Here is a 17,899-nt window from a genome sequence, read left to right on the forward strand (position 1 = left end):
TCCAGGGTATGCTTGCTCCCGCCCTCTGAAACGATGGTCGAATGCCCATGGATAAGATCCGCGCTTTTATCGAAGAGCAATGCCTGATCGAATTCGACGACAGCTTTCCCGAGGACAGCAATCTGTTCAAGGAAGGGGTGATGGATTCCTATGGCTATGTCCATCTTTGCCGCTTTCTCGAACGCGAATTCGGCATTCACTTCACCGAGGCCGAGATGACCGGCAACGTGCTGGTCAGCCTGACCCAGATCCGCGACACCGTCGCCGCCAAGTTGGCCCAAGGCGCGCAGCAATGACCGGTGTCGGCCCCCTTGGTGTCGGCCCATGTGCGGCCTAGTCGGGCTGGTCGGAACCAATCAGCCGTCAGGCGCGCTGCCCGACATCGTCGCAGCGATGCTGAACCGGATCGGCCATCGCGGCCCCGACGGGCTGGGGGCGGTCGTTGGCGACGATTGGGCGCTGGGCGCGGCCCGGCTGGCGATCATCGACATCGCCGACGGAGCCCAGCCGATGAGCGACCCGAGCGGGCGGTTCTGGCTGGCCTATAACGGTGAGATCTACAATTACCGCGAACTGCGTGCCGAACTGGAAGCGCTGGGCGTCGTCTTTGCGACGCATTGCGATACCGAGGTGCTGCTCCAGGCCTGGCTGACCTGGGATGCCGCCTGCCTGCCCCGCCTCAATGGCGGCTTCGCCTTCGCCCTCTACGACCGGCGCGAGGAGAGGCTGGTGCTGGCGCGCGACCGCTTCGGCAAGCGGCCGCTGTTTCTCGCCCGTCATGGCGGCGGATTGCTGTTCGCCTCGGAAATGAAGGCGTTCCTGGCGGTGCCCGGCTTCGCGTTCGAGCAAGACCCGGCGCAACTGGCCTCGATCCTGGCGACCTGGACCCCGCTGCCCGACCAAAGCGGCTTTCGCGGCATCGAATCCCTGCCGATGGCGGCGTGGCTGGAGGTCCGGCGCGGCGCGGTCAGCCGCCACACCTATGCGCCGCTGGGCTTTGCCACCGACACGGCCCCCGCCACCGAGGCCGAGGCCCAGGAACTGATCCACCAGCGCCTGACCGAATCGGTGCGGCTGCGGCTCAGAAGCGATGTCGAGGTCGGGGTCTATCTGAGCGGCGGCATCGATTCCGCGATTGTCGCCCGCCTGACCACCGACCTCTCGCCCCGCCCCCCCGCCACCTTCTCGGTGACGTTCGACGATCCCTCCCTGGACGAATCGGCCGAGCAGAACGCGGTGGCTGAGGCGCTTGGCACCCGTCACCACGCTCTCAGGATCGACGGCGCCGCGATCGCCGATGCCTGTCCGGCGGCGGTCTATCACAGCGAAATCCCCGCCTTCCGCAGCGCCTTCGTCCCGATGTTCCTGCTGTCGAAGCTGACCCGCGAGGCCGGGATCAAGGTGATTCTCAGTGGCGAAGGGGCCGACGAAGCCTTCCTCGGCTACGATCTGTTCAAGGAAACCCAGGTGCGGGGACGCTGGGACAGCTTTGACGAAGCGACCCGAAGCCAGATACTGGCACGGCTTTATCCCCACCTCGATCATTACGGCCCGCAGGAAGTGGTGGCGCTGACCGGCTTGTATCAGCAATTTTCTACCGAGCGGATGCCCGGCCTGTTCTCGCACGAACTCCGCTTCCAGAACGGCCGCTTCTCCGCCCGCCTGCTGAAACCGGACGGCGATCCGTTCGGCCCGATCACCGCCCTGGTCCAGGCCCACCCCGAACTGGCGGCGATGAGCCCGGTTCAGCGGGCGCAATGGCTGGAATACAAGACGCTGCTGCCCGGCTATCTGCTCTCGACCCAGGGCGACCGCCCGGCGCTGGCCCATGGCGTCGAAAATCGCTGCCCGTTCCTCGATCCCGGCGTGATCGACGCCGCCAACGCGAGCAACCTCAGATTCGACGACGGTTTCGACGAAAAGCGGCTGCTGCGCCGGGCTTTTGCCGACGGACTGCCCGCCTGCGTCGTCAACAAGCGCAAATTCCCCTATCGCGCCCCCGACGTCGCCGCCTTTGCCGCCGCCCGGCCGGATTATCTCGACCTCGTCCAGTCCGAGACCGAACTGGCCGGTCTGCCCTTCCTCGATGCCGGGTTCGCCCGCCGCCTCACCGCCAAGGTGTTAAGCCGCCCCGCCGCCGAGATCAGCCCCAAGGAAAACCAGACCTTTCTGTTCCTGCTGTCGATCGTCCTGCTGCACCGGTTCTTCGTCCGCCGCGAGGGCGTCCCCGGCCAGGATATCGCCCGCCCGGCCTTGCGGCCGACGCACCTCGTCGATCTGCGCAGCGCCGCCTAACCAAATCCTTATGAGGTCCACTCATCGGGATTTGGTGTTAACCCTCCCAGGGAAACGTCCCCTCGGTGACATAGCGGCGGATTCCGGCCCGCAGACCCGGATCGTCGAACATCGCCCGGTTGGCCGCCAGCGCCGCCGGACGCGCCGCGTCGAGACTTGGCGACAGGTGGGCGCGATATTGTTTGTAGGCGGCGATCGCGGGCTTCGACAGCCGCTTCAGGCGCAGCAGATGCTTCCTCAGCAGCGATTCGACCGGGTCTTCGATCGCATCGACCAGCCCCCACGACAGCGCGGTTTCGGCCCCGACCGGCTGGGTCGATAGGGTCAGGTAATGGGCGCGCTGCTCCCCCACCCGGCGGATCAGGAACGGCAACACGCAAGCGGGATAGAGGCCGAACAGCAATTCCGACAGCGCGAAGCTGGCACCGGACTCGGCCAGGACGATGTCGCAGGCGGCAGCGAGCCCGACTCCCCCGGCATTGACCCGCCCCCGCGTCACCGCGACCGAGACGAACGGCCCCGTCGCCAGACGCTGCCACAGCGCATAAAGCGGCGCGGGATCGAGAATGCCGTCGCCCTCGGCCAAAGCCTGGAAATCGCCCCCGGCGCAGAACACCCGGGCCCCGCCGGTCAGCACCAGCACGGACGGGCCGTCGGCCGCCTCGGCTCGCGCCACCACGTGGTCAAGCTCGGCCAGCAAGGCGGCGGAGAGGACGTTGCCGCTATGCTCGCGCGTCATCGTGACGGTGCAGATGCCGTCGCGAGTCTCGGCGGTCAGTGTCTCGAAGGTCATCACGGGCTCCGGATCGCCAGCGCGACATCGGTGCCGCCGAACCCGAACGACAGTTTCAGCGCGTGGCGGATCGAATGCGGCTGCGCCTCGCCCCGCACGTAGCGCAATTCCGGTTCGTGCGGATTGTCGAGGTTGCGGGTGGGATGCAGCATCCCGGCCCGCATTTGCAGCAGCAGCGCCACCAGTTCGACCGCTCCGGCGGCGGACAGGCCATGGCCGAGAACCGATTTGGTCGCGTTGACCCAGGCATGCCCCAGTCCCAGATCGCGCAGGGTCGCCGCCTCGACCTCATCGCCCTTCGGCGTGCTGGTGGCGTGGGCGTTGACATAGTCGATCTCGGCGGTGGTCAGTCCGGCCTGGGTCAGCGCCTGGAGAATGGCCCGGCGCTGACCGGCGCCATCGGGCTCGGGACCGCGCTGGCCATCGGCCACCGCCGCCGCACCGACCAGGGTGCCATAGCCCGCTCCGACATCGCAGCCTCGGCGCAGCACCAGGGCGGCACAGGATTCGCCAAAGAGAAAGCCGTCGTGATCGGCATCGAACGGTCGGCAGGCTCGGCCCGGCTGGCCGCCGAAACGGACCGAGCCCATCGCGCCCAACGCCCGCAGGCCAAGCAGATCGAGATAGGAGACGTCCTGCATCGCCCCCAACGCGATACAGGCATCGACCCGGCCCGACCGCACCGCCTCGGCCGCCATCATCGTCGCCACCGCGCCGCTGGCCGAGGCCGCGCCGACACTGTGGACGAAACCGCGAATGGCGAAGGTGCTGGCGGCCAGCCCGCCCAGATCGCTGTCGAAATAGACATGGCCTGCGCGCGGCGGCACAAAGGCGAGACGCCCGGCGGTTTGCTGCGCCATCAGCAGATAGTCGCGGGAGAACAGGTTGGCGCCGCCCACCACCAGCCCGATGCGGAGGGGATCGACCGCGTCCAGACCGGCCTCGCGCCAAGCCTCGTCCAGCACCGCCATCGCGACCCGGGCACCAAACCCGGCGGTGCGCGCCACCCGAGGCGACAGGATCGCGGGCGGCTCGTCCAGTTCGACCCCGATAAAGGCGGTCGAGCCGTCCTGAGCCTGCCGCCCCGGCCGGGCCAGGATTCCAAAGACGTCGCGCCCAGCCAGCAAGCCCTCGATCAGGCTGGCCTTGCCATAGCCCAGACCGCTGGCGACGCCGATCCCGCTGATAACGATGTCAGGCGGCGGCGAGTTTGGCATGGATCAGATCGGCCAGTTCACCCAGATTGCGCGGCCCGTGCAACTGCACCAGGGGAAGCACCAGCCCGATCTTCTCCAGGGTGTTGATCAGAATTTCGCTGCGCTCGATCGAATCGATTCCCAATTCGGCCATCGATTCGGCGCGGGTGAAGGACCGCCCAGCCAGATCGGGCACCACCTCGCCGATCTCGGCGGTCAGCAGGTCCAGGATTTGATCGCTGTCCATCTCTCTCCCCGTCATACGAAACGATAGGTGCGATGATAGCCGACCATGCCATCGAGAACGAGACGCCCCGTCCCTTCGATCGCCGCCCAGGCCGCCGGAAGAATATCGGGGGTGATGGTGGCATCCTTTTGGCCAAAGCGGATCACCTGATCGCCCCGCAACAGATGTTCGTACTCGGTAATCGTCAGCGGGTGGCGGCGATCCAGCGCGGCGGCAATCCCGCTGGCCTGGACCCGGCGCTGGCTTTCCGGGGTGACGACGCCGCTGAAGAATTCCGAGCAGCAGCCCGAACCGTAGGAAAACAGGCCGACCCGGCACGGCGCGGCGATCGGGGCGGTTTCGAGCAGACCGGCCAGACCAAGGAAGACCGAACCGCCGGCGGTGTTGCCAACGCGCTGGCCGAACGCCAGACTGGGGCCGAGACGGCGGGCGAAATCGGCCTCGATCTCGTCGGGCCGCGCCTTGTAGAGCTTGCGCATCAAGGTGCGGTGAGCGCCCTTGACCATGCCGCCGAACGGGGTGTGGAAGCTGAGATAGGCGAAGCTGTCGCGGAAATCGGCGCCTTCGACCCGGCGGGCATAGTCTTTCCACGCCCGCTCGGCGCAATCGAGATAGGCCATCAGCGACAAATCGGCGTCGCCCGCCTCGGTGTCGGGACCGGGGCGGCAGGTGTCCATCACCTCGAAACCGTGATTGCCATAGGCACCGGGATCAATCCGCAGGATATGGGGACAATCGCCGACCACCATCGCCACCGCGCCCGCGCCGGAACTGGGCTCGGAATAGGCCCATTCCTGGATCGCCTCGGCATCGGCCAGGGCAAAGCGCGACAGATCGGTGCAGATCACCAGCGCCTTGGCCCCCGGCGAGGTGCCCGACAGGATGAAATTCACCGCCATCTGAAGCCCGGCGGTGCCGGAATAACAAGCCTGCTTGATCTCGAACAGGCGGCAATGGCCGGAAAGTCCGAGGTAATGGTGGATATAGGTACTGAGTGACTTGCCGAAATCGATGCCGGATTCGGTGCAGGTCACCACCATCTCGATCCGGTTCCGCTCCTCGGCCGACATCGCCTCGACCAGCGGTCTGGCGGCGTTGACGGCAAAGGTGACCGGATCCTCGAACGGCAGCGCCACCGTCTTTTCGCGCATCAGCAAATTGTCGAAACGCGGCATGTCGAGACCGCGATGCAGACAAAGCGCCCGGACGTCCAGGCTCGCGGCACCGCCATAGACACCGAGAGCCTCGACGCCGACCGGGCGGGTCATGCGCTGCCGACCCGCACCGGCAGGTTGACCAGACCGCGCGCGTTGATGCGATCGACCCGCCACTCGACCGGACCGGCGCGGCGGATCGAGGGCCAGCGATCAAGCAGAGCGTTGACGGCGATCAGTCCTTCCAGCCGGGCCAGCGGCGCGCCCAGGCAGAAATGGGCCCCGCCGCCGAAGGTGTAATGCGGATTGGGCTGCCGTCCGACGTCGAAGCGATCGGGATCCTCGAAGCGGGCGGGATCGCGGTTGACGGCACCGATCATGCCGAGAAGCGGCGAACCGGCGGGGATCGGCGTGCCGCAGATGGTGACGTCGTCGCGCGCCACCCGCAAAATCATGTTGCCGCCCGGCTCGCAGCGCATGAATTCCTCGACCGCCAGCGGCACCAGCGAGCGGTCGGCCCGCAGCCGCTCCATCTGATCGGGATTGTCGAGCAGCAGCAACAGGCCGCTGCCGATCAGGGTGACGGTGGTTTCGTGCCCGGCGATCAGCATCGACACCATGTTGACCAGGGTCTCTTCCTCGTTCAACACGCCCTCGTCCTGGGCGCGCAGGATGATGCTGGTCAGGCTGGTATCGGCGGCGGCCCGGCGCTCGGCCAGGAAGTCGCGCAGATAGGCCTTGCAGGCGATCAGCGCGTCCAGCGCCGATTGCTTGTCCTCGGGCGAGAGCAGAACGTCGGCGATGCGGATCAGCGCCTCGCTCCAGCGATGGATGGTGTCGTCCATCTCGGGGGGCAGGTTGAGCAGGTTCCCGAGCACCCGCAACGGCATCGGCGCGGCAAAGGCGGCGACGATGTCGAACTCGCCTTCGTCGGGCAGGGCCGACAGCAAACGGTCGGCCTCGGCCTGGATCATCGGGGTCAATTCGTTGATCGCGCCGGGGCGGAACGACTTCTCCCACATCCCGCGCATCCGCTGATGGTCGGCCCCATCGACGTTGATCATCTGCGGCTGAACGCCCTGGAACAGGGCATAGCCGACCGGATCGCGGGTGCGGAAATCGTCGCAATTCCAGCCCGGCTTCCAATAATGGGTGTCGCGGCCGATCGCGGGCGAGCGGACCACTTCGGCGAAGGCCTGGTGGCCCAGCACAAAATAAATCCCGGACTGGTCGTCGAGGTGAACCGGTCCCTGCGCCAGAAGGCGGTGCAAATCCGGATAAGGGTTGGCCAGGAACGCCTTATCGCTCAGCATCCGCCACCAATCGTGTCCGGTCACCGGTCCCGCTACGGTCTCAACCATTCCTCTCCCTCCCGGCGCTTAAGGCCGTGCCGCATAGATGTGAAAAACCGCCGCCCCGCCTTGGGACAGGGGATGGGCACCGATCGTGGTGGAAAAGCCCCGGCCGCGCAAATCGGCCGCCATCGTTTCCGTCACCTCCGGTCCCAAATGAACCTCGACCAGCAACTGGCGGATTTTGGGCCAGTCGGCCTCGGCCAGCCCGGCCAGAACCTCACGCTCGGACCCTTCGGTGTCGATCTTGAGCAGATCGACCGCCTCCACCCCCAGGGCCGCGATCTGAGCCGACAAGGTATCGACCTGCGCCCGCACCCGCTCGGGCCGCAGCAGGGCGTCGAGAAAGCCGTCATCGGCCACCGCCTCGGCCGCCCCGGTGCGCTCGACGATGTGCTGAACCTCGCTCCCGGCCTGATGGCCGCCCAACAGCGCCCGCAGCCCGGCCGCCATGGTCTGGCCCACCGCGCGGTTCTGAGTCGAGAGTGCGGCGATGCCGGGGAAATAGTCGAACTCGGCCCAGCCCGGCCGGTCGCCCAGCGCCAGTTCCACCGCTTCGCCGGGCGGGGTCAGTGCGGCGAGGTTGGCCGCCAGCGGCGCGAACACGGCGGGCATCGGCTCGAAGCCGATAATGCGGGCCTGGGGACAGCGATCGCGCAGATAAAGCGAAAACAGACCGATATTGGCCCCGACGTCGAGATAGGTGCCGTTCGCGGGCAGGCGAAGACCACGCGCGGTCAGATCGTCGGAAAATATTTCGTGGATTCCGAACTCGACTTCATAGGCATTGACGCAATAAATCTGACGGCCATCGGGCAAAACGGCGGATTGCATCGGGAACTCCACCCTGATCTGCCCCAAGGGCGCATTGCCTGCCAGGAAACAGGACAACCATTGTCCCCAATGCGGCAAACAGCGTCAAGACCTCTCACCCCGAGCCGATCAGGTCGGCGGCGGTGCGGGCCACCGCTTCGATCTCGGGCTGGCCCGCCCCGGACGGACGCAGCGCCAGCGCCATCACATGGCGCGGCGTCGGCCGGAACTGGCGGAACAGCCAGTCGGCCGGATCGTCGCCCGGCGTCGGCTCGAAATGGATCGCGAGCGGGGCCAGGGTAAAGGCGAACTGGTCCAGCGCATGGGCCAGCCCCTTGCCGATCGCCTTGACGTAGGCTTCCTTCAAGGTCCAGAAGTCCAAAAACGCCTCGCCCGCCTGCTCGGGCGCGATCCGGGCCAGTTGGGCGCATTCGGCGGGGGCGAAGAAGCGTTGGGCCAGATCGAGGCTGGCCGCCTTGCGGTCGAGCCACTCGACGTCGATGCCGATATCGCCGCCCTCCGTCAGCGCCGCCGCCGCCAGCCCCCGCGTATGCGACAGATTGAGCCGCAGGAGCGGCGCTCCCTCCGCCACCACCACTTCGGGCTTGCCGTGCTCGCCGACGGAAAAGCGCCAATCCTGCGGTGCGCCGCCGGCCCACGACGACAGCAGCCGCCGCCCCAGGGCATGGGCCGCGATATAGCTGTGGCGGTCGCGCTCGAAATGAAAGCGGGCGGCGCGCTCGCGTTCGGCCTCGTCCAGCAGCGCAGCCAAGGCAGGCCACTGGCTCTCGGCCACCGACTCGACCGCCAGCCACCACACCGCCACCCGCCCGCGCGTCCCCTCGACCGCGTCCCTCATCGACCGGACTCCGCCTCCGCATCCTCGGGCTCGGGCGCAGGCTCGCGGACGACGTCGGGGGTCGAGGAAACCGCCGCCATCCCGATCCCGGCAAAGGACGTGTTGACCAAAAGCGAGGTCAGCGTCGTGAATTTGACGACGAAGGTGCCGAACAGATTGACCACGCCGGGGGCGATGCAGAACCACAGGCTCTTGTTGAGATTGCGGTCGAGCGACGACGAAATGTCGTGGAGAAGGTTCATTTCATGGAGATGGCCGTCCATCAGCACGATCTCGGCCATGTCCTTGGCGATCGTCGAGGCCCCGGCCACCGAAATCGAAACGTCGGCCTGCTTCAGCGCGATCGAATCGTTGATCCCGTCGCCGACAAAACAGACGACCTTGCCCTCGTCTTGCAATCTGGTGACGATCTCGGCCTTCTGCTGGGGCAGCACGTTGGCGAAATAGGCATCCATCCCCAATCGCTCGGCCAGCGCCCGGGTCGGACCGTCGTGATCGCCGGAAACAATCGCCATATAGCCGATCCCCTGCTGGCGGAGTCCGGCGACGACCTGTTCGACCTCGGCGCGGATTTGCGCCTCCAGTTGCACCGCGCCCCGCACCTGCCCATCGACCGCGAGGAACACGAAGGTATGCCCGGCGGTCTGCTCGCGGATCTGCAACTGGCGCAGATCGTCGGGCAACGGGATCGCTTCCCCTTCCAGATAGCGCACGCTGCCGACCTGAATGATTTCGTCGCCGCAGACGACGGTGATCCCGTACCCGATCGAATAGTTCGAATCCTCGATATCGGGGAACGACACCTCCATCTCGCGCGCCTTGCGCAGGATGGCCTGGGCGATCGGATGGGTCTGTTTCTGCTCGGCGATCGCGGCATAGCGGATCAACTCGGCCTCGTCGCACCCGTTGACGCAGTGAATGCGGGTCACATCCTGATCTTCGTGCGTGAGCGTCCCGGTCTTGTCGAACAAGATCGCATCGACCTCGATCAACCGTTCCAGCGCCCGCCCATCCTTGACCAGCAGACCGTTCTTCGACGCCATGCTGATATGTTTCAGGGTGACCATCGGGGCAAAGACGCGGATTCGCATCCCGATATGCGAGTTGATGAACACCGAGGTCGAAACCGGACCGATGATCGGCAGCAGACCGAGCGAGGAATAGAACAGCGGCATCGTCAATTGATCGGCCCATTTCTCGCCCTTCAACTGGGCGTCGGACTTGTAGCTGATCGAATTGAGAAGGATGTCGGCGATCTGATTGGAGGTGGTCTCGGACCCCGACCGTTCCGCTTTGACCAGAATGCGACCGCAACTGACGAAGGTATTGGCGAAGACGGACTCACCCGGCCCCTTCTCGACGATCTGGGCCTCGCCGGTTAGAGCCTGCTGATTGATCCCGGCGATGCCCTGGACGATCACCCCATCGACCGGGATCACGTTGCCGCCGTGCAGAACGATGCATTCGTCCTTCTGCACCGATTCGAGATCGACCTCGATTTCGCACCCGTCGCGGATCACCCACACCTTGCCGGGCAGATCGAGGAACAGATGACGCAGTTCCTTGCGGCTCAGATCCTTGGCCCGGAGCACGCCCAGCTTTCCCAGATGGATCATGTACAGGCTGAGAGCGGCGGCGACATAATTCCCAGTGACCAGGGCAAGGACGTCGGCGAACAGAAACAGACTGTCGCAATCGATCTTCTTTTCCTTGAGCAGGGACGCTTCGACATCGCGCAGATGCGGCCCCATTCCGTAGACGTAGGCGGCAAATCCGATCGGACCGGCCAGCGGAACGAAGCGCCGGACCGCCAGCGCCCCCAGGCAGAACGCGCTGGCGTTGGTGTAATGCCCCTGGATCACCTCGGCGGGTTCGGGGACGTATTTCTTTTCCGCTTCTTTGTCGTCTTCAAGATTTTCGGGCGGCGGCTTCTCGTCGGTCAAATAGCGGATCGCGGTTTCGCTTACCTCCCTGATCTTGATCGCAATCGGGCTGTCTTCGGGCAGTTTCTTTGCCCCGTAATACGCAAGACACAGCAGGCCGAGTCCAACAATCATAAGATCAGCTCATCCGGTGTCGCGGGCGGGAAACGATAAGCCCAGGGCCACAGACTGTACACAACCCGGCCGACCGGCTCAACGTCGGCCGGTTTCGCCCGCCCCCGATCCCGCGCCATCGAAGGACGGGACCAGACAGCGCAGATCGCGGGGCGCGAAGCCGAACCGCTCGCGAAAGGCTCGGGTGAAATTGGCCGGGGACGAATAGCCGAGCAGGTCGCCGATCAGCGAAATCGGCGTATCGGTCTGACAAACCAGATTGCGGGCCTGACGCAGGCGCTCTTCGCGCAGCCAGCCAAAGGCGGGCTGACCGCAACATTCCTGGAAGGCATGGTTGATCCGGCGGCGATTGGTGCCGAGCAGGCGGCTCAGATCCTCGAGCGACGGCGGATTGGCGATCTGGTCGGCCATGATTTTCTGCGCCGCCTGAACCAACGCGTTGTTGCGCGACATCGCAGGCGGAAGCGGGCTGGCGGCGGCATGTTCGACCGCCAGCTTCGGCATCAGGCGCAGATGCACCCCGACGCGGGCCAGCACCTCATTCTCATCGAACGGCTTGCCGATATAATCGACCGCCCCCACCGCAAATCCGCCCAACCGCTCGTCGAGCGCATTGGCTGCGGTCAGAAAAATGACCGGGATCATTTGGGTGACCGGATTGGCTTTCAGATGGCGACAGGTGGCAAAGCCATCCATTCCCGGCATGCAGACATCAAGCAAAATCAGCGCGGGCCGTTGCAGCACCGCCTGCTGGTAGCCCTTGGCTCCGTCGAAGGCGACGCTGACCTTAAACTGGCGCGCCGCCAGCATCTCCATCAAAAGACGAAGATCGGTCAAGGAATCGTCAATCAGGAGAAGGTCTGTTTGCAGCGCTAAACCCTGACTCTCTGCATCACATCACGCCGCATTATTCCATGCCCCATCCGCCCCAACCACCGAAAAAATAGTTCCGCGAGGATTGCTTTCTGCACCGCCGGGAAAAGTTTACCCCCCTCTGGCGGAGTAAATTCGATATTTACCGTCACAGGATGAGCAGATCCGATCTCGCCTGTAAGATGTTATTTCGTGCGAAAGTATTTTCTTATTTGGGGGGACCGGTGTTTCATAATCTCCGTCTCAGCATCAAACTGGCCCTACTTTCGGTTGTTTTCATTCTTCCCGTTCTTTTCCTGGCCGGGCTCTATCTGACCCAGGCGGCGAAGGATATCGACTTCGCGGCAAAGGAACGCCAGGGCGTCGCCTATCTCAATCGCCTGGCGGAGCTAGAGGTCGGACTTGTCGCCTTGCAGCTCCATGCGGAAACCGCCTCGTTATTGCCGCCGATGGTCGATGCCGTGCTGCGCCAAGACGCCGAGTTGGGCAAGACGATGGGAACCGGCGATACGATCCTTCCGCTGAAACAGGCTTTGACCGCCGCGACCCTTCCCCACCCCACCGTCGCCGATATCGAGGCGGCGGTCGTCGCGACGCGGGGAGTCATCGCCCGGGTGGGAGACGGGTCCAATCTGATTCTCGATCCCGATCTCGATTCCTATTACGCGATGGATGTGGCGGTGGTGAAGCTGCCCGAATTGATCGAGGGTGCGGCCAAGGTCTATTGGGCCGCCCTTCCGGTCGCGGGCGATGAGAACCGGACCATCGCCGGATTGGCCGAACTGCTCAGCCGGATCGGCGATTTTCGTTCTGTCGTCGAGGGGGTGGCCGCCTCGCTCGAGTCCGGATATCGGGGCAATCCCGACCAGCAAATGGCCGCCGCTTTGCAGGCTCCGCACGCCGCCCTGGCCAAAACGGCCCAGGCCTATCTGACCGAATTGCAGGCCGTCGCCACCCAGGACCGGGGCACGCCTCAGACCAGCCCGACGCGTCTGACCGCGCTCCAGCACGATGTGCTCATCCGCGCCGATGCGTTGTGGCGGGCCTCGCGGGGCGAACTCGACCGGCTGCTGCGCCAGCGCGGCGAGACCTTCACCCAGGCCAGGATGCATAATCTCGGGCTCGCTTTTGCCGTCGTCCTGCTGGCAATGGCGATGGCAGTCGGAGTCGGTCGCTCGGTCAGCCACCCATTGTTGCGCCTCAACCGGACGATGGTCCAACTCGCGGGCGGAGACCGGCAGATTGAGATTCCCTATACCGCGCGCCAGGACGAAGTGGGGACGATGGCGCGCGCCCTGTCCGTCTTCAAGGACAAGCTTGAGGAGGCGGCAGCCCTCGCCGAGCGGGAACGGGCCGACCTCATCCGCCGGGAACAGCGGGCTCAGGCCCTGCTCGACCTGACCCACAGTTTCGATCAGTCGGTCGAATCCGTCCTGGTCGCGCTCGAAGGGGCGGCGGCCAACATGACCCAGGCCTCGGGCGAGATCAGTTCCTCGGTCGAAAACACCACCCAGACCGCGTCCGAAGTCGGCGATGCCGTCACCCAAGCCTCGCAGACAATCCAGATGATGGCGACGGCGGCCGAGGAACTGAGTTCCTCGATCAGCGAAATCGGCCGTCAGGTCGCGCAATCCGAGGCAATCGCCACGATGGCGGCTGCCGAAGCCAGCAACGCCAACGACATCGTCACCGGCCTGACCTCGGCAACCGGAAATATCGGCGCGGTGGTGACGCTGATCCGGGAGATTGCGTCCCAGACCAACCTTCTGGCCTTGAACGCGACGATCGAAGCGGCCAAGGCCGGAGAGTCCGGCAAGGGATTTTCGGTGGTGGCGGGCGAGGTGAAAATCCTGGCGGCGCAGACCGCCAAGGCGACCGAGGAAATCGCCCGACAGGTCGAGGCGATGCAAACGGTCAGCCAACGCGCCGTCGATACGATCCTCGGCATCAAGGACACCATCGAGGACATGAAGGAAATCTCGGTCGCGATCGCCGCCGCCGTCGAGCAGCAGGGGGCCGCCACCGCCGAAATCGCCCGCAATACCGAACTGGCCGCCGGAGGAACGGCGGAGATGGCGGGCGGTGTCGATGAAGTAGGCCGGGCGGCCCGGCAGACCGGCGCGGTCGCGGGCAACGTCGCCCATGCCGCTTCCGGCCTTGGCACCGAGGCGGGGAAACTGAAACAATGCGTCGGCGAATTTCTCGGCAACGTCCGATCGCTGTAGCCCGGCGCTATTGCTCCGCCAGAGCCTGGAGGGTGGGAAAATCAAGCTGGTGGGCGGCGGCATGGACGCGTTTCGCAAACGGGGCGCAGCGAGGCTCGCGCAAGGCGAGCTCGTCGGCCCAGGCCATGATCGCGCTCATCTGGCCGTTCGCGATCATTTCCCGCAACACCCGGATTTCAGCGCGATCGGGGCGACACGATGACGGAACCGGGGTTTCGTCCACCGGAGCGGGCTCGGGCTCGGCTTTATCTTCCCACCCCAACCCGAGCAGATCGCCCAGACAGCCGACCACCCGGCGATGGTCGAGCGGCTTCAACAGATGGGCGGCGAAGCTGAGTTGGGCCGGGAATCCGGCGGGAGGAGTGGGGGGGGCCGCCGACATCAGCACCACCGGCAAATCGGGATAGAGACGGCTCAGAGTCTGGAGAACCATCCACCCATCGCCGTCATCCATGAACTGATCGGTCATCACCACATCGACCGAATCGACCATCGCGCACCATTCGACCGCTTCCCGGCCGCTGCTCGCCTCATGGACAACAAAGCCGCTTTCGCTCAGCAGGGTGGCGAGAATCCGGCGGCTCTCCTCTTCGTCCTCGACCAGCAGAACGCTATGCTGCCCGCCCAAGACGGCGGCGGGAAGAGAGCTGTCGGCCGAGGGACCGCTGCCCGCCCACGCCGCCTCGGCCATCACCTGGAAGCGGAAGCAGGCTCCCATCCCCAATTGGCTTTCCACCGTCAGTCGGCCGCCCATCAATTCGACCAATTGCCGCGAGATCGCCAGCCCCATGCCCACCCCCCGCCCGCCTTGACGGGTCGTGCGGCCCCCCCGTTCGAACGGCAGAAAGATGCGATCGCGATCGGCCGGAGCGATGCCTTCGCCGGTGTCGATCACCTCGAAATGAAGGAGAAGCTGATTCGGCCGGTCGGTCCAGATCGGGACGCAATTGACCTGAATCCGGCCGTTCCGGGTGTGGCGGGTCGCGTTGCTCAGCAGATTGTCGAGAATCTGCCTCACCCGTCCGTCGTCGAACCGCACGGTGCGGAGGGGAGCGCCGGTGCAGCGCAGCAGAAAGGTGTTGCCGTTGCGCGCCGCCAGCAGCCGTCCGTTCGCCTCGATTCCGCGCAGGAAGGACGGCCAATCCACCTGAACCGGAACCAGGGTGAACCGCCCGGCCAGACCGCGGGCATGGTTGAGAATGTCGTCGATCATCCGCAGCAGATGCCACCCGCTGTCGCGGATGGTGGACAGCCCTTCGGCCTGTCGCGGCGGACCGGGCGCGCGCGACAGCAATTGCGCGGTGCCGAGGATGGTGTCGAGCGGCGTCCTCAATTCGTGGCTCATCCGGGCCAGGAAATCGACCCGGGCCGCGCTTTCCGCCTGGGCGGCGATCAACTGGCGCTGCATATCGTCCTTGTGCATCGCGATGCCGAACAAGGCGGTAGGCGAGCTCATCAGGAAGCCCCACAGATTGATGATCGAGATCAGATCGACATAGGCCCCGCCGCCAAAGGCGACGAAGGCATAGGTCAATTGGCTCGCCACGAAGATGATGTAGGCGATCATCAGGAATCCGGCCGGGCGGAACCCGTTACGCCAAGCCCGCCAGCACAGCGCGATCGCAAGGGTCGACATCAACAGCGACAGCAGCAGCATGACTCTGATGCCGGCGCTGTAATCGACCAGGCAGGACCAGATCGCCGCCGGGATCATCCCGCCGAACAGCAGGACGAGCAGCACGGCATGGTACCCGCGATAGGCCGGACGGGTGCCGACGAACCGTCTGATGAACAGCACGAAAAACAGCCCGATCGCGAGCCCTGCCAACGCGTGGAGGCGGATATCGAAGGAAAGATCCTCGGGCCACAGATAGGTCGGCAGCAGCGCGGTATCGGTCGATAGATAGACCGATTTGGCAAACAAACCCGCCGCGAAGTAAAGGTAGGCCAGATCCTTCCACTGAAAATAGATCATCATCGTGAACAGAGTCGTCACCAGCAGGCAGCCGATGCTGGCGGCCTGGAACAGCACGATCTGTCCGCGGCTTTTGGCATAGGCGTTGGGTTGCCACAGCGTCGGATTGAGGTCGATGAAGGTCGTCGATTCGACCCGGACCAGAAGGGTGCGACGCTCTCCCGCCGCCAAGGTCACCGGCAGGATGGGATCAATGGAAAAGACCGGTCGCCGGGTCGCTGGGACCGTGAGCCCGGTGTCGGAGCGACGCCACTGGCCCGGGGCGACCGCCTCGAAGAAGCTGACCCGCAACAGGCGGGCATGGCCGACCCGCAACCAGCGAACGACCGGCTCCGCCGCCGGATTGACCAGGACGAGACGCAGCCAGAACGCCTGTTTCGAAAATCCGCGCGCCAGCGCTTTGGACGAGGCGGGGGCAAACCGGCAGCCACCCGCCGCGATGGCGACGACGTCCAGACCGGGGTCCGCCGCGCACCAATCGACTTGTTTCGACAGATCGAGTTCGGCGACCGGGAGGACGGCAATCGGATCGGCCGCCCACACCCCGCCCGGCATGGCTGCGACGAGAAGAAAAGCCAGCCCCGCCAGCAGGGCGCAGAACCACTGTGTCACGCCCTCACACTCCGCCCCATTGTCCATGACGCCGAACCATCGACAGGGTAAGGCGACAGACGCCCAAATCGCCACAACAGCATCGACAATAAAGGATAGCGGAAAATCTGGCGACCATCTCGGATGATGGGGATTCCCCGGATTGCTTGTCGATATGGATTGAGTATTGTCCGGAATGTCAATGGTCAAAGCGATTGAAGTGATGGAGTCCGTCACGCGAATATCGCGTTTCGCCCCAACCAGGACGCCTTTCGATAGAACATTAAGCGCATACGAGACTTATTTTCAGCAAAACTCGCTGAGGATCATATCCGTCCGCCCCCATGGCACCGGGCCGTGCGGCATCGGGCGGAACTCTTCAACGCCTGAAATGCCCGCCGCCGCCGTATCACCTGACAAGGAGCGATCAAGACCAAAGTGGTCCCGCCCGCGACTGAAGGGCGAATAACGTGGCTTCAATCTTAATTATAAATCAACAATCCAGAGACTGACAGGGAGCTGCGTCATGGTATCGTCGGTATCCTCGTCAGTCTATTCCACCTATTCGTCGGCACAAATTTCCGCATTATCTCTGAGCGTCGTCTCTTCGCTGACCAAGACCGATTTTCTTGCCCTGACATCGACCCAGCTTGACGGACTGACCGTCACCCAGATCTCGGGATTGAGCGCGACCCAGCTTTCCTATCTGACCACCACCCAGATGAAGGGGTTGGAGACAACCCAGATCGCGGCGCTGACGACCAGCCAGCTCAGCTTTTCCGTCGCCCAATTGTCGGTGTTGAACAGCGTGCAGATCGCGGCGCTCGGCACCGATGAAATCGCGGCGCTGAGCACCACCCAGATCAAGGGATTGTCCGCGATCGAGATCGCCGCCCTGACCTCGGAGCAATTGGCCGCGCTGACCCCCACCCAGATTTCGGTGCTGACCGCCGCCCAGATCAAGGCGCTGACCGTTACCGAACTGGGGCTCTTGAGCGACGAGCAGTTTGCCGCCCTCAGTTCGACCCAATTGACCGCGCTGACCTCGACCCAGATCAACAGCCTGTCCACCACCCAGCTTGCCGCGCTCTCCACCACCCAGGTCAAGGGATTGTCCGCCGCTGGACTCGCCGCGCTGACGACGACGCTGCTGGAGGCGCTGACGCCGACTCAGGTCGCGGCGCTGACCACCACTCAGATCAAGGGATTTACCTCGACCGAGGTCGGAGCGCTGTCGCAGAGCCAGCTTGCCGCCCTGTCGGCAACGCAGATCGCGGCCCTGACGACGACGGCGGTGCGCGGTTTTGACGAAACCCAGACATTGGCGCTGTCCACCCTCCAGCTTGACGGACTGACCTCGGCCCAGATTGGCGCGATGTCGTCCAGCGCCATCGTCGCGCTGGACGCGACCCAGGTCGAATCACTGACGACGACCCAATTGAAAGGGCTGACCAGCACCGACATCGCCG

The 17,899-nt window shown here is 64.8% G+C and carries 14 protein-coding genes and 1 pseudogene; 4 read left to right on the forward strand and 11 right to left on the reverse strand.

What is annotated here, in order from left to right; genetic code table 11:
* The first annotated feature begins 41 nt into the window (after window positions 1-41).
* Entirely contained in the window at window positions 42-296 is a 255-nt protein-coding gene (locus BLW40_RS10760; protein ID WP_244511139.1) for an acyl carrier protein, read from the forward strand.
* A 28-nt stretch (window positions 297-324) separates the two neighbouring features.
* Window positions 325-2,295: an asparagine synthase (glutamine-hydrolyzing) gene (asnB, locus tag BLW40_RS10765; protein ID WP_074768419.1), complete on the forward strand. Its 1,971-nt coding sequence runs from the start codon at window positions 325-327 to the stop codon at window positions 2,293-2,295.
* Window positions 2,296-2,332: 37 nt separating this feature from the next.
* Here asnB and BLW40_RS10770 read toward each other — a convergent pair whose 3' ends face one another.
* The 9 genes from BLW40_RS10770 to BLW40_RS10810 all read right to left on the reverse strand — a co-directional run bounded on the left by BLW40_RS10770 (window position 2,333) and on the right by BLW40_RS10810 (window position 11,636).
* Window positions 2,333-3,088: an enoyl-CoA hydratase/isomerase gene (locus BLW40_RS10770; RefSeq protein WP_074768421.1), complete on the reverse strand. Its 756-nt coding sequence runs from the start codon at window positions 3,086-3,088 to the stop codon at window positions 2,333-2,335.
* A complete protein-coding gene (locus tag BLW40_RS10775; protein ID WP_074768423.1) occupies window positions 3,088-4,305 on the reverse strand; it encodes a beta-ketoacyl synthase N-terminal-like domain-containing protein in 1,218 nt (405 codons plus the stop codon). Before BLW40_RS10775 ends, BLW40_RS10770 begins: the two co-directional genes overlap by 1 nt.
* Window positions 4,283-4,531: an acyl carrier protein gene (locus BLW40_RS10780; RefSeq protein ID WP_074768425.1), complete on the reverse strand. Its 249-nt coding sequence runs from the start codon at window positions 4,529-4,531 to the stop codon at window positions 4,283-4,285. The genes BLW40_RS10775 and BLW40_RS10780 overlap by 23 nt, the downstream gene beginning before the upstream one ends.
* A gap of 11 nt (window positions 4,532-4,542) precedes the next feature.
* Window positions 4,543-5,799, reverse strand: coding sequence for a hydroxymethylglutaryl-CoA synthase family protein (locus tag BLW40_RS10785; protein ID WP_074768427.1), 1,257 nt, complete (start codon window positions 5,797-5,799; stop codon window positions 4,543-4,545).
* Complete coding sequence (locus BLW40_RS10790; RefSeq protein WP_083386744.1) at window positions 5,796-7,046, reverse strand: cytochrome P450; 1,251 nt, start codon at window positions 7,044-7,046, stop codon at window positions 5,796-5,798. Before BLW40_RS10790 ends, BLW40_RS10785 begins: the two co-directional genes overlap by 4 nt.
* A gap of 18 nt (window positions 7,047-7,064) precedes the next feature.
* The gene (locus BLW40_RS10795; protein ID WP_139305567.1) at window positions 7,065-7,871 is read right to left on the reverse strand and encodes an FkbM family methyltransferase; all 807 of its coding nucleotides are present in this window, start codon (window positions 7,869-7,871) and stop codon (window positions 7,065-7,067) included.
* Between the two features lie 94 nt (window positions 7,872-7,965).
* Complete coding sequence (locus BLW40_RS10800) at window positions 7,966-8,709, reverse strand: 4'-phosphopantetheinyl transferase family protein (protein ID WP_074768433.1); 744 nt, start codon at window positions 8,707-8,709, stop codon at window positions 7,966-7,968.
* On the reverse strand, window positions 8,706-10,766 hold the full coding sequence (locus BLW40_RS10805; RefSeq protein ID WP_074768435.1) for a heavy metal translocating P-type ATPase: 2,061 nt from the start codon (window positions 10,764-10,766) through the stop codon (window positions 8,706-8,708). Before BLW40_RS10805 ends, BLW40_RS10800 begins: the two co-directional genes overlap by 4 nt.
* Before the next feature lie 78 nt (window positions 10,767-10,844).
* Window positions 10,845-11,636 (reverse strand): response regulator, encoded by a 792-nt coding sequence (locus BLW40_RS10810; RefSeq protein WP_074768437.1) that lies wholly within the window; start codon window positions 11,634-11,636, stop codon window positions 10,845-10,847.
* A gap of 227 nt (window positions 11,637-11,863) precedes the next feature.
* Here BLW40_RS10810 and BLW40_RS17195 point away from each other — a divergent pair, with 227 nt between their 5' ends.
* On the forward strand, window positions 11,864-13,864 hold the full coding sequence (locus BLW40_RS17195; protein WP_170834561.1) for a methyl-accepting chemotaxis protein: 2,001 nt from the start codon (window positions 11,864-11,866) through the stop codon (window positions 13,862-13,864).
* Window positions 13,865-13,871: 7 nt separating this feature from the next.
* Here the strand turns inward: BLW40_RS17195 and BLW40_RS10820 are convergent, their stop codons facing one another.
* Window positions 13,872-16,451, reverse strand: a complete 2,580-nt coding sequence (locus tag BLW40_RS10820; protein WP_170834562.1) for a hybrid sensor histidine kinase/response regulator — start codon at window positions 16,449-16,451, stop codon at window positions 13,872-13,874.
* Window positions 16,452-17,151: 700 nt separating this feature from the next.
* Between BLW40_RS10820 and BLW40_RS18165 the strand changes: the two are divergent.
* Window positions 17,152-17,535, forward strand: a pseudogene (locus tag BLW40_RS18165) (beta strand repeat-containing protein); the annotation flags it as partial.
* 89 nt (window positions 17,536-17,624) lie between these two features.
* Here the strand turns inward: BLW40_RS18165 and BLW40_RS18170 are convergent.
* Complete coding sequence (locus BLW40_RS18170; protein WP_425283713.1) at window positions 17,625-17,894, reverse strand: hypothetical protein; 270 nt, start codon at window positions 17,892-17,894, stop codon at window positions 17,625-17,627.
* Between the last annotated feature and the right edge of the window lie 5 nt (window positions 17,895-17,899).

This window comes from Magnetospirillum fulvum (genome assembly GCF_900108475.1).
In the GTDB taxonomy this organism is placed as follows: domain Bacteria; phylum Pseudomonadota; class Alphaproteobacteria; order Rhodospirillales; family Magnetospirillaceae; genus Phaeospirillum; species Phaeospirillum fulvum_A.